Source organism: Bradyrhizobium sp. AUGA SZCCT0177, assembly GCF_018130125.1.
In the GTDB taxonomy this organism is placed as follows: Bacteria; Pseudomonadota; Alphaproteobacteria; order Rhizobiales; family Xanthobacteraceae; genus Bradyrhizobium.
The window spans coordinates 101,128-116,998 of sequence record NZ_JAFCMA010000027.1; the positions used below are offsets into that span (position 1 = coordinate 101,128).

14 protein-coding genes are annotated in these 15,871 nt (G+C 64.6%); 8 read left to right on the forward strand and 6 right to left on the reverse strand.

The annotated features are described in order from the left end of the window. The first annotated feature begins 141 nt into the window (after positions 1 to 141). From JQ597_RS27730 to JQ597_RS27760, 7 genes are all read left to right on the forward strand, one after another. Entirely contained in the window at positions 142 to 981 is an 840-nt protein-coding gene (locus JQ597_RS27730; protein ID WP_212268668.1) for an SDR family oxidoreductase, read from the forward strand. A 162-nt stretch (positions 982 to 1,143) separates the two neighbouring features. Beyond that, positions 1,144 to 1,782 (forward strand): invasion associated locus B family protein, encoded by a 639-nt coding sequence (locus JQ597_RS27735; protein ID WP_312011010.1) that lies wholly within the window; start codon positions 1,144 to 1,146, stop codon positions 1,780 to 1,782. A gap of 84 nt (positions 1,783 to 1,866) precedes the next feature. Then, the gene (rlmN, locus tag JQ597_RS27740; protein ID WP_212268688.1) at positions 1,867 to 3,081 is read left to right on the forward strand and encodes a dual-specificity RNA methyltransferase RlmN; all 1,215 of its coding nucleotides are present in this window, start codon (positions 1,867 to 1,869) and stop codon (positions 3,079 to 3,081) included. A gap of 192 nt (positions 3,082 to 3,273) precedes the next feature. Continuing rightward, the gene (locus JQ597_RS27745; RefSeq protein WP_212268670.1) at positions 3,274 to 3,765 is read left to right on the forward strand and encodes a hypothetical protein; all 492 of its coding nucleotides are present in this window, start codon (positions 3,274 to 3,276) and stop codon (positions 3,763 to 3,765) included. A gap of 39 nt (positions 3,766 to 3,804) precedes the next feature. Further along, the gene (locus tag JQ597_RS27750) at positions 3,805 to 4,560 is read left to right on the forward strand and encodes a phosphatase PAP2 family protein (protein WP_212268671.1); all 756 of its coding nucleotides are present in this window, start codon (positions 3,805 to 3,807) and stop codon (positions 4,558 to 4,560) included. 118 nt (positions 4,561 to 4,678) lie between these two features. Beyond that, a complete protein-coding gene (gene argG, locus JQ597_RS27755) occupies positions 4,679 to 6,016 on the forward strand; it encodes an argininosuccinate synthase (protein WP_212268672.1) in 1,338 nt (445 codons plus the stop codon). Positions 6,017 to 6,169: 153 nt separating this feature from the next. Then, positions 6,170 to 7,927 carry an alkaline phosphatase gene (locus JQ597_RS27760; RefSeq protein WP_212268673.1) on the forward strand — a complete coding sequence of 586 codons (1,758 nt, stop codon included), beginning with the start codon at positions 6,170 to 6,172 and terminating at the stop codon, positions 7,925 to 7,927. A 16-nt stretch (positions 7,928 to 7,943) separates the two neighbouring features. Here the strand turns inward: JQ597_RS27760 and JQ597_RS27765 are convergent, their stop codons facing one another. After that, positions 7,944 to 8,564, reverse strand: a complete 621-nt coding sequence (locus JQ597_RS27765) for a TetR/AcrR family transcriptional regulator (RefSeq protein ID WP_212268674.1) — start codon at positions 8,562 to 8,564, stop codon at positions 7,944 to 7,946. Between the two features lie 233 nt (positions 8,565 to 8,797). On the opposite strand from JQ597_RS27765, the gene JQ597_RS27770 reads away from it, so the two are divergent. Beyond that, a complete protein-coding gene (locus JQ597_RS27770; protein ID WP_212268675.1) occupies positions 8,798 to 9,754 on the forward strand; it encodes a homocysteine S-methyltransferase family protein in 957 nt (318 codons plus the stop codon). Between the two features lie 54 nt (positions 9,755 to 9,808). Here the strand turns inward: JQ597_RS27770 and JQ597_RS27775 are convergent, their stop codons facing one another. From JQ597_RS27775 to JQ597_RS27790, 5 genes are all read right to left on the reverse strand, one after another. After that, positions 9,809 to 11,911, reverse strand: coding sequence for an OmpA family protein (locus tag JQ597_RS27775; RefSeq protein WP_212268676.1), 2,103 nt, complete (start codon positions 11,909 to 11,911; stop codon positions 9,809 to 9,811). Between the two features lie 196 nt (positions 11,912 to 12,107). Continuing rightward, entirely contained in the window at positions 12,108 to 12,344 is a 237-nt protein-coding gene (locus JQ597_RS37820) for a hypothetical protein (RefSeq protein WP_249133334.1), read from the reverse strand. A 59-nt stretch (positions 12,345 to 12,403) separates the two neighbouring features. Further along, positions 12,404 to 12,790, reverse strand: coding sequence for a VOC family protein (locus JQ597_RS27780; protein WP_212268677.1), 387 nt, complete (start codon positions 12,788 to 12,790; stop codon positions 12,404 to 12,406). A 31-nt stretch (positions 12,791 to 12,821) separates the two neighbouring features. Next, positions 12,822 to 13,649 carry an FkbM family methyltransferase gene (locus tag JQ597_RS27785; protein WP_212268678.1) on the reverse strand — a complete coding sequence of 276 codons (828 nt, stop codon included), beginning with the start codon at positions 13,647 to 13,649 and terminating at the stop codon, positions 12,822 to 12,824. A 103-nt stretch (positions 13,650 to 13,752) separates the two neighbouring features. Then, positions 13,753 to 15,816 (reverse strand): ABC transporter ATP-binding protein/permease, encoded by a 2,064-nt coding sequence (locus tag JQ597_RS27790; RefSeq protein WP_212268679.1) that lies wholly within the window; start codon positions 15,814 to 15,816, stop codon positions 13,753 to 13,755. Between the last annotated feature and the right edge of the window lie 55 nt (positions 15,817 to 15,871).

The window sequence follows — 15,871 nt, forward strand, 5'->3', positions numbered from 1 at the left end:
CGATTCGGTGCTTAGGACGCGCATAGCTATCTGCCGTCATTGCGAGCGAAGCGAAGCAATCCATCGCTCCGCAAAAAAAGAAAGAATGGATTGCTTCGTCGCTTTGCTCCTCGCAATGATGAGGGGATAGGGAGTGAAACAATGTTTGAAAAAGGCCTGCTGGCGGGAAAGCGCATTCTGGTCACCGGTGGCGGCTCCGGGCTTGGCGCCGCGATGGGGCGGCGCTTTATCGAGCTCGGGGCGGAACTCATCATCTGTGGCCGCCGGCTCGAATTGCTGGAGGCCACGGCAACCCAGATGCGCAGTGAATTCGGCGGCAAGGTTTCCGTGGCGCGCTGTGATATCCGCGACGGCGCGGCGGTCGATGCGATGATGGATCAGGTCTGGCGCGAGGCGCCGATCGACGTGCTGGTCAACAATGCTGCCGCGACCTTTCTCGCGCAGACCGAACATCTGTCGTTCCGCGCGGCAGACGCGATCCTGGGGCCGACGCTGCACGGCACGATGTATTGCACGCTCGCGGCCGGCAAGCGCTGGATCGAGGGCCGTCATAGAGGCGTGGTGCTGAGCATCCTCTCGACCTCGACCATCACCGGCCGCGCCTTCACGGTGCCATCGGCGATGGCGAAGTCCGCCATACTGGCGATGACGAAGAGTCTGGCGGTGGAGTGGGGGCCGAAGGGCGTTCGCACGGTCGCGATCGCGCCCGGTGCGTTTCCGACGCCGGGCGCGTCGGGCCAGCTTCGTCCCGAGGGCCGCGACGAGAGCTGGGCGCACCGCAATCCGCTCGGCCGCGCCGGCGAGCATGGCGAGCTCGCCAATTTGGCGAGCTTCCTGATTTCCGACCATGCCGGCTACATCAATGGCGAGATGGTGGTGCAGGATGGCGGCTCGCATTTGCGCAGTTCCGGCGCCGAGGACCTGCTGCAATGGACCGACGCGCAGTGGCAGAAGCAGCGCGAAGGCCGTACCAAAGGCTAACTCCGCAAGAGGCGCGCGATACCTCCAACATGACCGTGGATACAGCGGCTGGACAGCTCGTAAGTGCCTTCCCAAAAAGGCATTTCCCGGTTATCCATGGTTGACGGCCCGACCCGTCGCCGGGCCATCTTCCAGTCACAATGATGAGGGAACCAGTTGTCCGTGCGGCAGATACTGACATCCCTTGTTCTGAGTGCGTTGCTGTGCGGGGCTTCCAGCCTTGCGCAAGCGCAGAGTGCTGCGCCGAAGGGCGCCAAAGACGCTGCCAAGCCCGCGGCATCGGAAAAGCCCGCGGCCGCTGCTAAGTCTGCCGCCAAGCCTGAGTCGGCGGCAGCCGCCGCGGCCGGTGGCGCGGAGCCGACCCTGATCGGCCAGTTCGGAACCTGGGGCGCCTACACCGCGACGCCGAACGGCAAGAAGGTGTGCTTTGCGCTGGCCAAGCCATCCTCGTCGAAGACCAATCCGCCTAACCGTCCGCGCGATCCGGCCTATGCCTTCGTCTCGACGCGCCCGGCGGAAAAAGTCATCAACGAAGTCTCGGTCATGATCGGCTACGCGCTGAAGCCGGGCTCGGAATCCTCGCTCGAGGTCGGCGGCGCGTCGTATGCGATGTACACGCAGGGCGACGGCCTCTGGATCAAGAACGCCGCCGAGGAAGAGCGGATGGTCGATGCCATGCGCAAGGCCGCCGACGTCACCGTCAAGGGTGTCTCGGCCAAGGGCACCGAGACCACCGACACCTTCTCGCTGAAGGGGCTGTCGCAGGCGCTCGACAAATTGGCGCAGGATTGCCGGCGTTAACCTAGCTTTTAGCCCGAAACTAACGCATTTCGTGGCTTTCCAGCGGACGCTGGAAGGCCTATTTGATGGCTCATGACCGACACCATGACCAGCGCGACCGCGGCTACTTCCGGGGCCAATGCTCCTTTGGAGAAGATTCCGCTCGAAACCTATGTGCCGCCAGCCAAACCATCGCTGATCGGCCTCTCGCGCGCGGAAATCGCCGACCGGCTCGGCGAGATCGGCGTTCTGCCCGCGCAGCGCAAGATGCGCACCCAGCAGCTCTGGCACTGGATGTATGTCCGCGGCGCCAAAGACTTCGACGCGATGACCAGCATCTCCAAGGAAATGCGCGCGCAGCTGGTGCAGCATTTTACCGTCGATCGTCCCGAAGTGGTCGCCGAGCAGGTCTCCAACGACGGCACCCGCAAATGGCTGCTGCGGCTGCCGAGCGGCAATGCCCTCGAGAAGGCACATGAAGTCGAGTGCGTCTATATCCCCGAGACCGATCGCGGCACGTTGTGCGTTTCCTCGCAGGTCGGCTGCACGCTGACCTGTTCGTTCTGCCACACCGGCACGCAGCGGCTGGTGCGCAATCTCACCGCGGGCGAGATCGTCGGCCAGATCATGGTGGCCCGCGACCGCCTCAACGACTGGGCCGATCGCGAGACCCCGACCGGCAGCCGCCTCGTCACCAATGTGGTGATGATGGGCATGGGCGAGCCCTTGTACAATTTCGACGCCGTGCGCGATGCGCTGCTGATCGTGTCAGACAATGAAGGCATCGGCATCTCGCGCCGCCGCATCACGCTGTCGACCTCGGGCGTGGTGCCCAACATCGTCCGCGCCGGCGACGAGATGGGTGTCATGCTGGCGATCTCGCTGCATGCGGTGCGCGACGAATTGCGCAACGAGCTGGTTCCGCTCAACCGCAAATACCCGATCGCCGAATTGCTGCAGGCCTGCCGCGATTATCCGGGCTCGTCCAACGCGCGCCGCATCACCTTCGAATATGTGATGCTTAAGGGCGTCAACGATTCCATGGACGACGCCAAGCTGCTGGTGAAAATGCTCAAGGGCATCCCGGCCAAGATCAATCTCATTCCGTTCAACCCGTGGCCGGGCACCAAATACGAATGCTCGGACTGGGACCAGATCGAAAAATTCTCCGAGTATATTTTCAACGCGGGCTATTCCTCGCCGGTGCGCACGCCGCGCGGCCGCGACATCCTCGCCGCCTGCGGCCAGTTGAAATCGGAAACCGAAAAATTGTCCGCGCGCGAGCGGCAGGCGCTGCGCGCGATGGCGATGACGGATTGAGTTGACCGATATCAAATTCGTCATGGCCGGGCTTGACCCGGCCATCCACGTCTTAACGTGGTCTCAGCGAAGCAAGACGTGGATGCCCGGGCATAGGCGAGCGGAAGCGACGCCGTCCTTCAGACGGCTATGCCCGGGCATGACGGTGGAGAGGTTCGTGACCGAGCAGCGACGCAATGACGGATTGATGCTATGGCGCTGATCGGCCGCTTCTTCGTCATCCTGTTCGGATTCCTGTTCGCCTGTCTGGCGGCGGGGATGATCGTGGTCGGCGCGGTGCTGTATCCCGAATTCAGCGATCTCGGCGCAGGGCCGATCGATCAGGGCGCGATCAATGTCGTGCTCGGGTTCGGCTTCATTTTCATCTCGGGCTTTGCGCTGTTGCCGGCGCTGATCGTGGTTCTGATCACGGAGGCGTTTTATGTCCGGGGCGTGCTGACCTATGCGATCGGCGGCGCGCTCGTAGGCTGCGCCTGCTATCTCGGTCTGGTCCCGTTCGATCCCGAAACGATGCGCTTTGACGGCATCGTCCGCCGCCATCTCGAAATCATGACCGGAGCGGGCATCGTCGCGGGCCTGGTCTACTGGGTGATCGCGGGCCGCTCCGCCGGCGCATGGCGCGAACCGCCAAGACCTTTGCGGCCGCCACCGCCGCTGCCGGCGCACTCACGGCCGCATCCGTGAGCCTTTTCAAGACCCATCCCCTCGGTTAAACACCGCGCCATGAACCGGACCGGACTTTTCATCGCGCTGGGGCTGGCGCTCATTATCGGACTGCTGTTCGGGATTTTCCCTGAACTCGATCTGAAATTGGCGGCGTTGTTCTACGATCCCGCGACCCATTCGTTTCCGTTGAAGCAGAGCTGGCTCGCCGCCATCGCCCGCGACGCTGCGATGTGGATCGCGTGGGCGCTCGCATTGCCGTCGCTCGCGGCCATCGTGGTGAAGATGGTGCGGCCGGATTTGCCGATGTTCATTCGCGCGCGTACCGCCGTATTCCTGCTGAGCACGATTTTGCTATCTGCGGTCGTTCTCACCAACCTCACCTTCAAGACCTATTGGGGCCGGCCGCGGCCGGTGGTGGTGACGCAGTTCAATGGGCCGCAGGAGTTCGTGCCGTATTGGGATCCGCGCGGCACCTGCGGACGCAACTGCTCGTTCTTCTCCGGCGAGGGAGCCACCGCATTCTGGGCCTACGCGCCCGCGGCGCTGACGCCGCCGGCGTGGCGGCCGTTGGCCTATGCGGCGGCGACCCTGTTCGGGATCACGACCAGCGTGCTGCGGATGGCGTTTGGCGGGCATTTTTTCACCGATGTGGCGGCCGCGGGCCTCGTCAGCTTTCTGGTGATCTGGCTGGCCCATGGCTGGCTATACCGCTGGCCGTCGACCCGGGTCTCGGATGTGGCGGTCGAGACCGCATTGGCCCGCCTGGCCCGGCCCTGGAACCGTCTGACCAAGGGCTCGCGCCAGCCGGGCTGAGCCATCCCGGCCAGCTGCTGCCTCGTGCTATTAAAGGCGTGCCGACAAGCGCAAAGTTTGATATTCGCGCACCCAAAGCCGCACACGACATCCACCATTTCGACCGATTGGAAGCACGATGAGCACGATCCTGAAGAGCCTGCCCAAAGGGGAAAAAGTCGGCATCGCTTTTTCGGGCGGCCTCGACACGTCAGCGGCGCTGGTGTGGATGAAGCAAAAGGGCGCACGCGTCTTTGCCTATACCGCCAACCTCGCCCAGCCTGACGAGGCCGACTACGAGGAGATTCCGCGCAAGGCGCTCGAGTTCGGCGCCGAAAAAGCCCGCCTGGTGGATTGCCGCACGCAACTGGTGCACGAAGGCATCGCCGCCATCCAGTCCGGCGCCTTCCACGTCTCGACCGGCGGCAACACCTATTTCAACACCACGCCGCTTGGTCGCGCGGTGACCGGCACGATGCTGGTCGCGGCCATGAAGGAGGACGGCGTCAACATCTGGGGCGATGGCTCCACCTACAAAGGCAATGACATCGAGCGGTTCTATCGCTACGGCCTTTTGACCAATCCGAGCTTGCGGATCTACAAGCCCTGGCTCGACCAGCAGTTCATCGACGAGCTCGGCGGCCGTGCGGAAATGTCAGCGTTCATGACCGCCAACGGCTTTGCCTACAAGATGAGCGCCGAAAAGGCTTACTCGACCGATAGCAATATCCTGGGCGCGACCCATGAGGCCAAGGATCTCGAAAGCCTCGACAGCGGCATCAAGATCGTCAACCCGATCATGGGCGTGCCGTTCTGGCGCGACGACTGTGCCGTCAAGGCCGAAAAGGTTGTCGTGCGTTTTGCGGAGGGCCAGCCCGTCGCGCTGAACGGCCAGACCTTCGCCGATCCGCTGGCGCTGTTCCTCGAAGCCAACGCCATCGGCGGCCGGCACGGTCTTGGCATGAGCGACCAGATCGAGAACCGGATCATCGAGGCCAAGAGCCGCGGCATCTATGAGGCGCCCGGCATGGCGCTGCTGCACATCGCCTATGAGCGCCTGGTCACCGGCATTCACAACGAAGACACCATCGAGCAATACCGGATCAGCGGCATGCGCCTCGGCCGGTTGCTGTACCAGGGCCGATGGTTCGATTCGCAGGCCCTGATGCTGCGTGAGACCGCCCAGCGCTGGGTGGCGCGCGCCGTTACCGGCGAGGTCACGCTTGAGCTGCGCCGTGGCAACGACTACTCGCTGCTCAACACCGAAAGCCCGAACCTGACCTATCAGCCGGAGCGGCTGAGCATGGAGAAGGTGGAAGATGCCGCGTTCACGCCGGCGGACCGTATCGGCCAGCTGACCATGCGCAACCTCGACATCACGGATACCCGCGCCAAGCTGAAGCTTTATTCGGACACGGGCCTGCTATCGAGCGGGGACGGTTCCGAGATCTTCAAGCTCGGGAACGACAAGAGCTGAATCCGCCAGGCCGGACTTTGTTTGGCGCCCTCTGCACCGCTGCGGCCCGCCGTTACATAGCTGTCATCCGGGGTGGATAGAACTGGTCACCTTCACTTCTTGCTGAGCAATGGCTGTCGCTGTCCCGCCGGCAAGCACGCGCGGAGCCCGAGATTGATCAAGCCAGTCACCGTCATCACCCTCGCCGTCCTGTTCTCGGCATCGCCGGTTGTTGCCCAAACAGTTTATCCGATTGACCGTGCCGAAATTCTCTCCGGCGCGCGGTTCGACTTCAAGGTCGAATTCCCTGACCGGGTCGACCAGTCGAAATTGAAGGTAACGGTCAACGGCGAGGACCATGCCGCCGTGTTCGGTCGGTCCGCAACGTTTATCGAGCGTGAGGACGGCAAGGACCAATCCGCGCTGATGCTTCGCGATGTCGAGCTGGCAAAGCCCGGCCCGTTCGTCGTCGAGGTCAGTGACGGCACGAAGAGCCGCAAGGTGACGTGGATGATCTACGACACCGGGCCGCGCAAGGCGAAGAACGTGATCCTGTTCATCGGCGACGGAATGTCGCCCGCCCATCGCGTCGGCGCGCGGCTGCTTTCCAAGGGCATTGCGGAGGGCAAGAGCCTCGGCAAGCTTGCGATGGACGACATGCCGCATACGGCGCTGGTGGCGACCGCCGGCTCGGATTCGATCATCACCGATTCGGCAAACTCGGCCAGCGCCTATTCCACCGGCCACAAGAGCGCGGTCAACGCGATGGGCGTCTATGCCGACCGCACCAGAGACGCGTTCGACGATCCCAAGGTCGAAACCATCACGAGCCTTGCCCAGCGCCGGCTCAAGATGAGCATCGGTATCGTGACCACCACCGAAGTCGAGGACGCCACGCCGGCGGCGATGGTGGCGCATACGCGCCGCCGGGCTGCCTATGACGAGATTGTCGAGCAGCTCTTCGTGGCGAGGCCCGACGTGTTGCTGGGCGGCGGCAGCGCGAACTTCCTGCCGAAGTCGGCGGCCGGATCCAAGCGCAAGGACGAGATCGATTATATCGCCCGATTCCGCGAGGCCGGTTATGCCCTGGCGACGACCGCAGGCGAACTCAATGCGTTGGCGGCCAAACCCGAGACGCGCCAATTGCTCGGGCTGTTCGCCACGGGAAATATGGACGGGGCGCTGGATCGCAAATTCCTCAAGGGTGGCGGCGTCAAGAAATTTCCCGAGCAGCCCGACCTGACCGAGCAGCTCCAGGCCGCGCTGAACGTGCTGTCGAAAAACGAGGCCGGCTTCTTCTTGATGGTGGAATCCGGATTGATCGACAAATACGCGCATGCCCTCGACTTCGACCGCGCCGTCTACGACACCATCATGCTCGACAATGCGGTGCGCCTCGCCCGCGACTGGGCGAGCAAGCGCGGCGACGACACCCTGATCCTGGTGACGCCGGACCATAACCACCCCAACGCACTGGTTGGCACCATCAATCACGACATGAGCACGACATCGGAAGCGCCGATGCGCGAGCGCGTCGGCGTCTACGACAAGGCCGGCTTCCCGAATTACCCGGCGCCCGATGCCGACGGCTATCCCTCGCGTGTCGACGTCAGCCGGCGGCTCGCCATCTTCTCGGCCAGCCTGCCCGACCATTACGAGACCTTCCGCCCCAAACTCGACGGCCCGAACGACCCGACCATGAAGGGAGACGATGACGGAACCTTCAAGGCCAACGAAAAGTACAAGGGCGTTCCCGGCGCCGTACTGCGGCCCGGCAATCTGCCGGCGATGATGAACGCCAGCGTGCATTCCGGCGAAGACGTCATCCTGACCGCGACCGGGCCCGGCAGCGAACGGGTCAAGGGTTCGATGGACAATACGGAAGTCTTCCGCGTGATGGTCGACGCGCTGGGGCTTGCCGCTGCGAAATGAACTGTCGAAGCCTGCGTCAGGACAGCGATGGAGCTGAGAAGATCAGCTTCACGCAGCTTCGAAAGATCAGGATCTGCCGTTCCAGCCGGCTCGGATCGTTCAGCGTTTTCGACATGATGATCGCACCATCGACAATGCACGACATCATGTCGGCGAGATCGTCGAGATCGATCGGCTCCCGCAGTGGATGGACGGCGGCGATGCCGTCGAGGATGTGGCGGAAGCGCGCATTCCAGTCGCGCACCGACTGTGCGGTGAGCTCGCGCACCTCGCGGTCGAACAGCCGCTCCTGATAGCAGACGCTGGCAATCAGGCAGCCGGGATGCCCGTTCGGCAGATCGGCCATCACTTCGGCGAGCAGTTTTAGCGAAATCAGGAACGCCTGCAGCGGATCGTCCGAGAGCTGCCGGCCGCGTGCGAAGATGTCGTCGAACAGCTGGTCGTTGGTCTTGACGTAGCGGCGCAGCATTTCGCGCGCGAGCGCATTCTTGTCCTTGAAGTGATAAAAGAAGCCACTCTTGGTGAGGCCGGCCTCCGCGATCACTTCGTCGATCGATGTGGCGCCAAATCCCTTCGCGAGCACGGCCGCTTCCGCGATCTCGAGAATTCGCTCGCGCGTCGCTTCGCCTTTTCCCATCGCGTGTCTCCAGAAACTGTACTTGCGGTACGGTTTTGACTCCGTGCACTGGCGCCGCGATTTTGCACGCGCCGCGCAACCGTCTGATTTCCTAGCATTTTACGGCCCGAAATTCAGCCGCACCACGAGCCGCCTAGGAAACCGCGACACTATGCGGCACCAGTTCCACCAGACCAGGGCGCGCCGCGCTGGACCTACCAACAGCGCCTTTTGCCGATCACGGAGATATTGCAATGACAAAATATCGATACGACCTGCCGCAACGCCGCGGCGGCATTTTTCTCACCGATGGCGGCATGGAAACGACGCTGATCTTCCATGAAGGGATTGATCTGCCCCATTTCGCCGCCTTCGTGCTGCTCGACAGCGAGGTAGGCCGGGGCACGCTGAAGCGATACTACCAGGCCTATATGGCGGTCGCGCGCGACCATGGCGTTGGCTTTGTGCTGGACAGCCCGACATGGCGGGCCAATCCCGATTGGGGCGCCATGCTTGGTTACGATGCCGCCGCGCTCAGGGCGATCAACATTCGCGGGATCGGGTTGCTCGAGGAGCTGCGCGCCGAATGGGAAAAGCCGATGACGCCCTGCGTCGTCAGCGGCGCCATCGGCCCGCGCGGCGACGGTTACAAGGCCGGCAACATGGATGCGGCCGAAGCCGAGGCCTATCATGGCGCGCAGATTGCGGCCTTCGTCGAAGGCGGCGCCGACATGGTGACGGCTTATACGCTCACGAACATCAATGAAGCGATCGGCATCGCGCGTGCGGCCAGGGCGCAGCAGATTCCGGCGGTGATCTCGTTCACGGTGGAAACCGACGGCCGTCTGGTCAATGGCGGGACGTTGCGCGAAGCGATCGAGGCGGTGGATCGCGCGGCGCAGGATTCGGTCGAATACTTCCTGGTCAATTGCGCGCATCCGACGCATTTCGAGCATGCGCTGAAGGCCGACGAGGCCTGGGTCGAGCGCATCCATGGCGTCAGGGCCAATGCATCGACCAAGAGCCATGCCGAACTGGATGAGTCTGCAACGCTCGATGCGGGCGATCCGCAGGATCTCGGCCGGCGCTATCTGAATCTCAGGCGCTCGTTTCCGGCGATGCGCATTCTGGGCGGTTGTTGCGGCACCGACCATCGTCACGTGGCGGCGATCTGCGACGCCTGTCTGCCGCCGCGGGCGCTCAGCGCCTGACACAAAAAATGGCCGGGATTGCTCCCGGCCATTTTCATATTGTGCCGACCGACCTCAACGCCGCGGCGGCGCGGTGCCGGGCGGGGGCGGCGGCAGCGAGGCCTGGCCGCCATTGAGCAGCGGGGTGATGCGGCGGACCGTGACGCGCCGGTTGATCTCGCTCGGTCCGTCCGTCTGCTCCTTCGGATACTGCTCGCCATAACCCTGCGAGGTCAGGTTCTCCGCTGGCACGCCGAACTGCTGCGTCAGCAGCGTTGCGGCGGATTCGGCGCGGCGGTCCGACAGCGAGAGATTGTCGATGTCGGAGCCCACCCTGTCGGTGTGCCCTTCGATCAGGAACACCTCGCGCGGGTTGGCCTGGATCGCGCGGTTGAGGCCGTCGGCGATCGCCTGCAGCCTCGCCGCCTGGTCCGGCGGGATCTCCCACGAACCGGTTGCGAAGTTGATCGAGTTGACGTCGATGCTCGGCATCTGCATCCGGACATTGGGGCTGTAGCGGATTTCGTCGAGCGAGTAGCGCCGGTCGATCCGTTGTACCGGCGGCGCCACCATGGTGTCGTAGATCACTTCCGGGGTCGCTTCGTCCGCGCTGACGATGTAGCGGTCGTAGGGCATGTTGACCACTGGCGGCGGCAGATCGACATAGAAGCCGCCGACCGCGCGCGGATCGCGGTAGCTGTTGTCGATGATGATGACCTCGCGGCCCCGTTCGTCGCGGCGGATCCGGCGCAGCAGCCGCCCGTCGTTGCCGACCACGGTGATGATCCGGCTGCCGTCCGGCCGGATCACGACGGTGCGGGTTTCGCCGCCGACGGTCTCGGTCTGGATGTCACGCGCACCATAACGGAAGCGATAGAGATCGTTGCCGCGGACGTATTGCTGGCCGCTCGGGTCGCGGATGATGATCCGGTCCGGCTCGGTGTAGATGGTGCGACCGCCTTCGATGGTTTCGCGCCGCTGGCTGTGCATGTTGGCGATGGTCGCGCCGACCACGGCGCCGGCCACAACGCCTGCGCCGATCGCGAGTGGCGTCATGTTTTCCCGCCGCGGCGGTGGCGCTGACGGCAGTTGCGTTGTGACCGTGGGTGCGGCCCGGAAGGCCGGTGCAACCGTCGGCGGAGCGTTTTGCGATCTGCCGGGCGGTGCTGTTGCGGCTGCCGATCCAGGGACGGTACTTGGGGCCGGGGCGCCGGCGGGAGGTGCGGGCGGAATGACCGGGCGTCCCTGCTGGCCGGGCGTCGGCGCTCCGGCTGACGGGGGTGCGCCCGCAGGCGGCGTCGTTCCGGCGGCCGGCGGTGCGCCAGCAGGCGGTGTCGTTCCGGCAGCCGGCGGTGCGCCGGGTGGCTGACCGGGGCGTGGCGGCTGACCACCCGGAGGTGTCGTCGTCGCGCCGCCCGCAGCGGGCGGCGTTGTTGCGCCTGGACGCGAGGGCGCCGTCGGAGCTGCGCCGGCAGGAGGCGTCGAAGGCGTTGCAGCGGCCGGAGGCGTGGTCGGCGATGGTGTAGCGGTTGGCGTTGCCGTGGGGGCTGCGCCCGGCGCTCCCGGCACACGCTTGGTGCCAGCCGGAGGCGCGCCCGTGCCCGGGCGCGGTGGCGCACCCGGAGGTGTCGTCGTTGTGCTGCCTGCAGCGGGCGGCGATGCGGTCGGCGCAGGCGTGGTGGTTGCCGCTGGCGGAGGCGGCGTACGCGCGGGCGGAGCTGCGGCAGGCGGCGGCGTTGGTGTCGGACGTGCGGGCGGAGCCGCAGCCGGCGGCGGCGTTGGACGCGGAGGCGGCGCAGCGGCGGGCGGAGCTGGTGGCTTTGGCGCAGCCGCCGGTGGCGGCGCGGGAGGAGGTGTCGGCCGCGGCGGCGGCGCGGCAGCGGGTGGTGCCGGCGGCGGTGCGGGACGCGGCGGAGGGGCCGCTGCAGGCGGCGGAGCCGGCGGAGGTACCGGGCGCGGAGGCGGAGCCGCGGCCGGTGGCGGCGCGGGCGGTGTCGGTGGCTTCGCGGCCGGCGGCGGCGCACCCTTTGGCGGCGCCTTGGGCTTTCCGTCGGGACCGAGCTCCTCCCTGGCCTGTGCGACGACCAGTGGCGCATTTTGCGCGTGCGAGGCGGATGTCGCGATCTGCGTCACCGTCAGAGCGGTCGTGGCAAGCAGCACGATGCGAAGGTTTGTCATGATGTTCTGGGTCCCTGGAAAGGTTCTGGCAGCGAAGGAATCGTTGTTGCCGATTGCGTGGGCGGGTCGATCAACGGCTAATCGTTAGACCGGATTGTGGCGGGCTGGAGAGCGCGGATGCTTTTTATTTCGCGGACGCAATAGGTTACATGTGCAATTGTTCATTGCGTATTCAGGCGACGCTTTCAAATCAAAGTCAAATTGCTCCCTGTGGCCGATCTGTGGCCGGATTGGGCGTAGCGGGACCGTTCGGTCCGCGCACCGGCAGTTCATCCGGCGTCTTGCCCGGCAATTCCTGCGGCGGCGGGGGCGCGCCGGGCTCGCGCATCGGTGGCGGAACCTCCGGACGGGGATTGCCCGGAGGATCTTCGCGCGGCGGCTCGGTTGGTTTTCCCGGTGTAGGCGGCGGGATTTCGGGAGGTTCGATTGGCATCTACGGCAACGGAACTAATGCCCGGAGGTTCCCCAAAGAAACCTGCACGGAAACCCCGATTATCCCGGCGTGTGGCAGACCGCCTCGATGTTGTGCCCATCAGGGTCGAGCACGAAGGCGCCGTAATAGTTCGGGTGATAATGCGCGCGAATTCCAGGCGGGCCGTTGTCGCGCCCGCCGGCAGCCATGGCGGCGTTGTAGAAGGCATCGACGGTGGCGCGGTCCTTGGCGAGGATCGCGACATGCAGCGGTTTGTTCAATCCGCCTTCGCCGCCGATCCAGAAATCCGGCTTGCCGTTGGCGCCAAAGCCGGCGGCGGGATCATGGCCGGTCTGTTCCTGCGTCACTTCCATGACCAGCACATAGTCGAGCGGCGCCAGCGCCTTCACATAGAACGCCTTGGCGCGTTCATAATCCGAAACCGGAAAACCGATATGGTCGATCATCGAACTCTCCCGTGGTTAGAAGATGGTCGGTTCAGTCGCGCACCAGCAGCGTATTGCTGCGGGTCTTGCCGGTTTCGGCATAGCCGCGGGCGCGCATGTCGGCGATGCAGTCATTCTGCCATTCATTCGATGAAAGATGTTCGATCACCACCGCGCGTGGCCATAGCGATTGCGGTGTCTCCTTGAAGAAGCCGGTCAACACGCGGTCTTCAAAGCCTTCGACGTCGATCTTCAGCGCATCGACATGCGAGACGCCGGCTTCATTGAGGATGCGCTGCAGCCGCAGCGACGGTACCTTGATCGCCTTGCTCGAGGCTTGACCAGACACGATATGACTGGCGCCGAGATTGTCGCCATCGGTCTCGATCATCAACTCGCCATCGGCGGGACCGGCGGCGGCGGCGACCAGTCTGGTGTGGGCAAAGCCGGAGGCGGCGTTGTTGAAGGCGAGCCGGGCATGCGTGACCGGATGCGGCTCGATCGCGATCACCCTGCCGCTTGCGCCGACATGGCGCGCCAGCGCAAGCGCATAGGTGCCGACATTGGCGCCGACATCGACGAACACGCCGCCGGAGGGCGTATGCGCGCGCAAGAAATCCAGCTCCTCGATGTTGTAGTCCGGATTGAACAGCGCGCCGCGCTCGGTGGCGCTGGCCTGGTGATAGAAACGAAACGATGCGCCCTGGTAGCGCACGTCCACCGGCCCCGCGCGCAGCACATTGACCAGCCGCGACAGCATCGGCCGGAACGCGCCGCGCTTCAGCCGCGAGCGGTGCGCCAGCGCAATGATCGCGGCCTGCGCAGCATTCGGTGCGAACGCGCCGAACGGCGCGGGCGTGGGGTCGTTGTCGGGCTTCAAACTGATATCCTCGGTGGAAAGCGGCGCATGCATAGCCGGTTTTGCTGGCAAGGCCAACGCGGCTTATCTTCCCCTCTCCCACAAGGGGAGAAGGGAAGAAAAATCACGCCGCCTTTTTCGGCGGCTTGCGCTGGCGCAGGAAGCGGCCGAGCAGGCGGCGTTTGCCCTTGCGCGGGATCAGGTCGACGTCGCTGACGAGTTTGGCGCCGCCCTTGCGCCGTTCCAGCACGATCTTGCGGCTATGGAATGCTTCCAGCTCGACGCGATGGGCCACGCTGACGATGGTGGCCTTGGGAAGCTCGCGCGTGACCATCTCCATCATCTTGTCCTGGCTCTTCTCGTCGAGCGCGGAGGTCGCCTCGTCCAGCACCACGATGTCGGGGTTGTGCAGCAACAGCCGCGCGAACGCCAGCCGTTGCTTTTCCCCGCCCGACAAGGTCTGGTCCCACGGCGCCTCTTCCTCGATCTTCTCCTTGAGATGATCGAGGCCGACCTTGTGCAGGACTTCGCAGAATTGTTCGGATCTCCAGTCCTCGGCGGCGCCGGGATAGGCGATCGCACGGCGCAGCGTGCCGGTGGGGATGTACGGCTTCTGCGGCAGCATGAAGAGCCGGCGGTCAGGATGGAAATTGACGCTGCCGCCACCCCATGGCCACAGCCCCGCAATCGCGCGCACCAAGGTGCTTTTGCCGGTGCCGGATTCGCCGGCCACCAACAGCCGTTCGCCGGGTTCGATCACGACTTCGGTCTCGCCGACCACGGCGGTGCCGTCGTCGAGCGTTACCGAAAAATCGTTGAGGCTGAGCATGGCCTCGCCCTCGGTCTCGCCGCGCTTGATGCGGCCGAAGCCGTCGCCGCGTTCGGCCCGCTCCAGCCCGTCGAGCGACATCATCAGCGAGGCGATCCGGCGCGCGCAGGCGTTCCAGTCGGCAAGGCGCGGATAATTGTCGACCAGCCAGCCGAACGCGGTCTGCACGATGGTGAAGGCGGAGGCCGCCTGCATCACCTGTCCGAGCGTCATGCTGCCGTCGAGGAATTTCGGCGCGCATAGCAGCAGCGGCACCACGGGCGCAATCAGGCCGGATCCCTGAGACACCAGCGTGGTGCGCATATGCTGGCGGGCGAGCTGCGACCATTGCCGCAGCACATTGGAGAAGTTCTTGTCGATGCCGTCGCGTTCTTCCTCCTCGCCGCCGAGCAGCGCGATGCTCTCGCCGTTCTCGCGCACCCGGGTCAGCGTGTAGCGGAATTCGGCCTCGGCCTGGTTCTTGTCCTCGGACACCTGCACGAAGCGGCGGCCGATGGCCATGATCGAGCCGGAGGCGATCGCGGCGTAGACGACCGCAGCAATGACGAGAAAGCCGGGGATCGTCACAACAGATCCGCCGATCGTCACCGTCAGCGCGCCGCCGATGGTCCAGAGCACGACGATGAAGGTCGCGGCGGACAAAAACGCCGAGGTGACGCCGGCGACGAAATCCACCGGCGAGTCGGTAGCGATCCGCAGATCCTCGGCGATGCGGTGTTCCGGATTCTTGTGATCGCCGCCGACGAGGTTGAGCTGGTAGTAGCGGCCATTGGCCAGCCAGCGCGTCATGACAGAGCTGGTCAGCCAGGCCCGCCAGCGCCGCTGGATGCCCATCCGCGTGAACACCTGCGCGACGCCGAGCAGCACGCTGCCGATCGCAAGCGGGAAGAACACCCCAGTGAGATAGAAGACGGTGGCGGATTCGCGCTTCTCGATGGCGTCGAAGATCGCCCGGTTCCAGACATTGATGCCGTACTGGAATCCGACATTGACGACGATCAGGATCAACAGCCCGATCGAAAACACCCATGCCAGCCGGTCGCCGCCTCTGCCCCAATAGCCGCGCGCGCTGATCCAGAACCGCGTCAGCAGATAGTCTTTACGCGCCTGCTCGGCCTCCTCCGGCGACAATTCCGGGTCGGGCTCGACCACCTGCGGCGGCGGCGGTTCAACGTGGTCGCCGTCTTCCGCAACGACATCGACAACCTCGGACTTTTCTTCCGATGACTCTTCGGAAGCAGATTCTTTGGTGGCAGGCGATTTCTTCGAGGAATCGGATTTCTTCGAGTCGGATTTCTTCGAGGACGGCTCGGACTTCACGGCGGACTTCGCATCGGACTTACTATCAATCTTGGCCATGGCCCGATAACGCGAAGAAAATCAGAAGGTTCCCTGATGGGTGCTTCCCACGTCA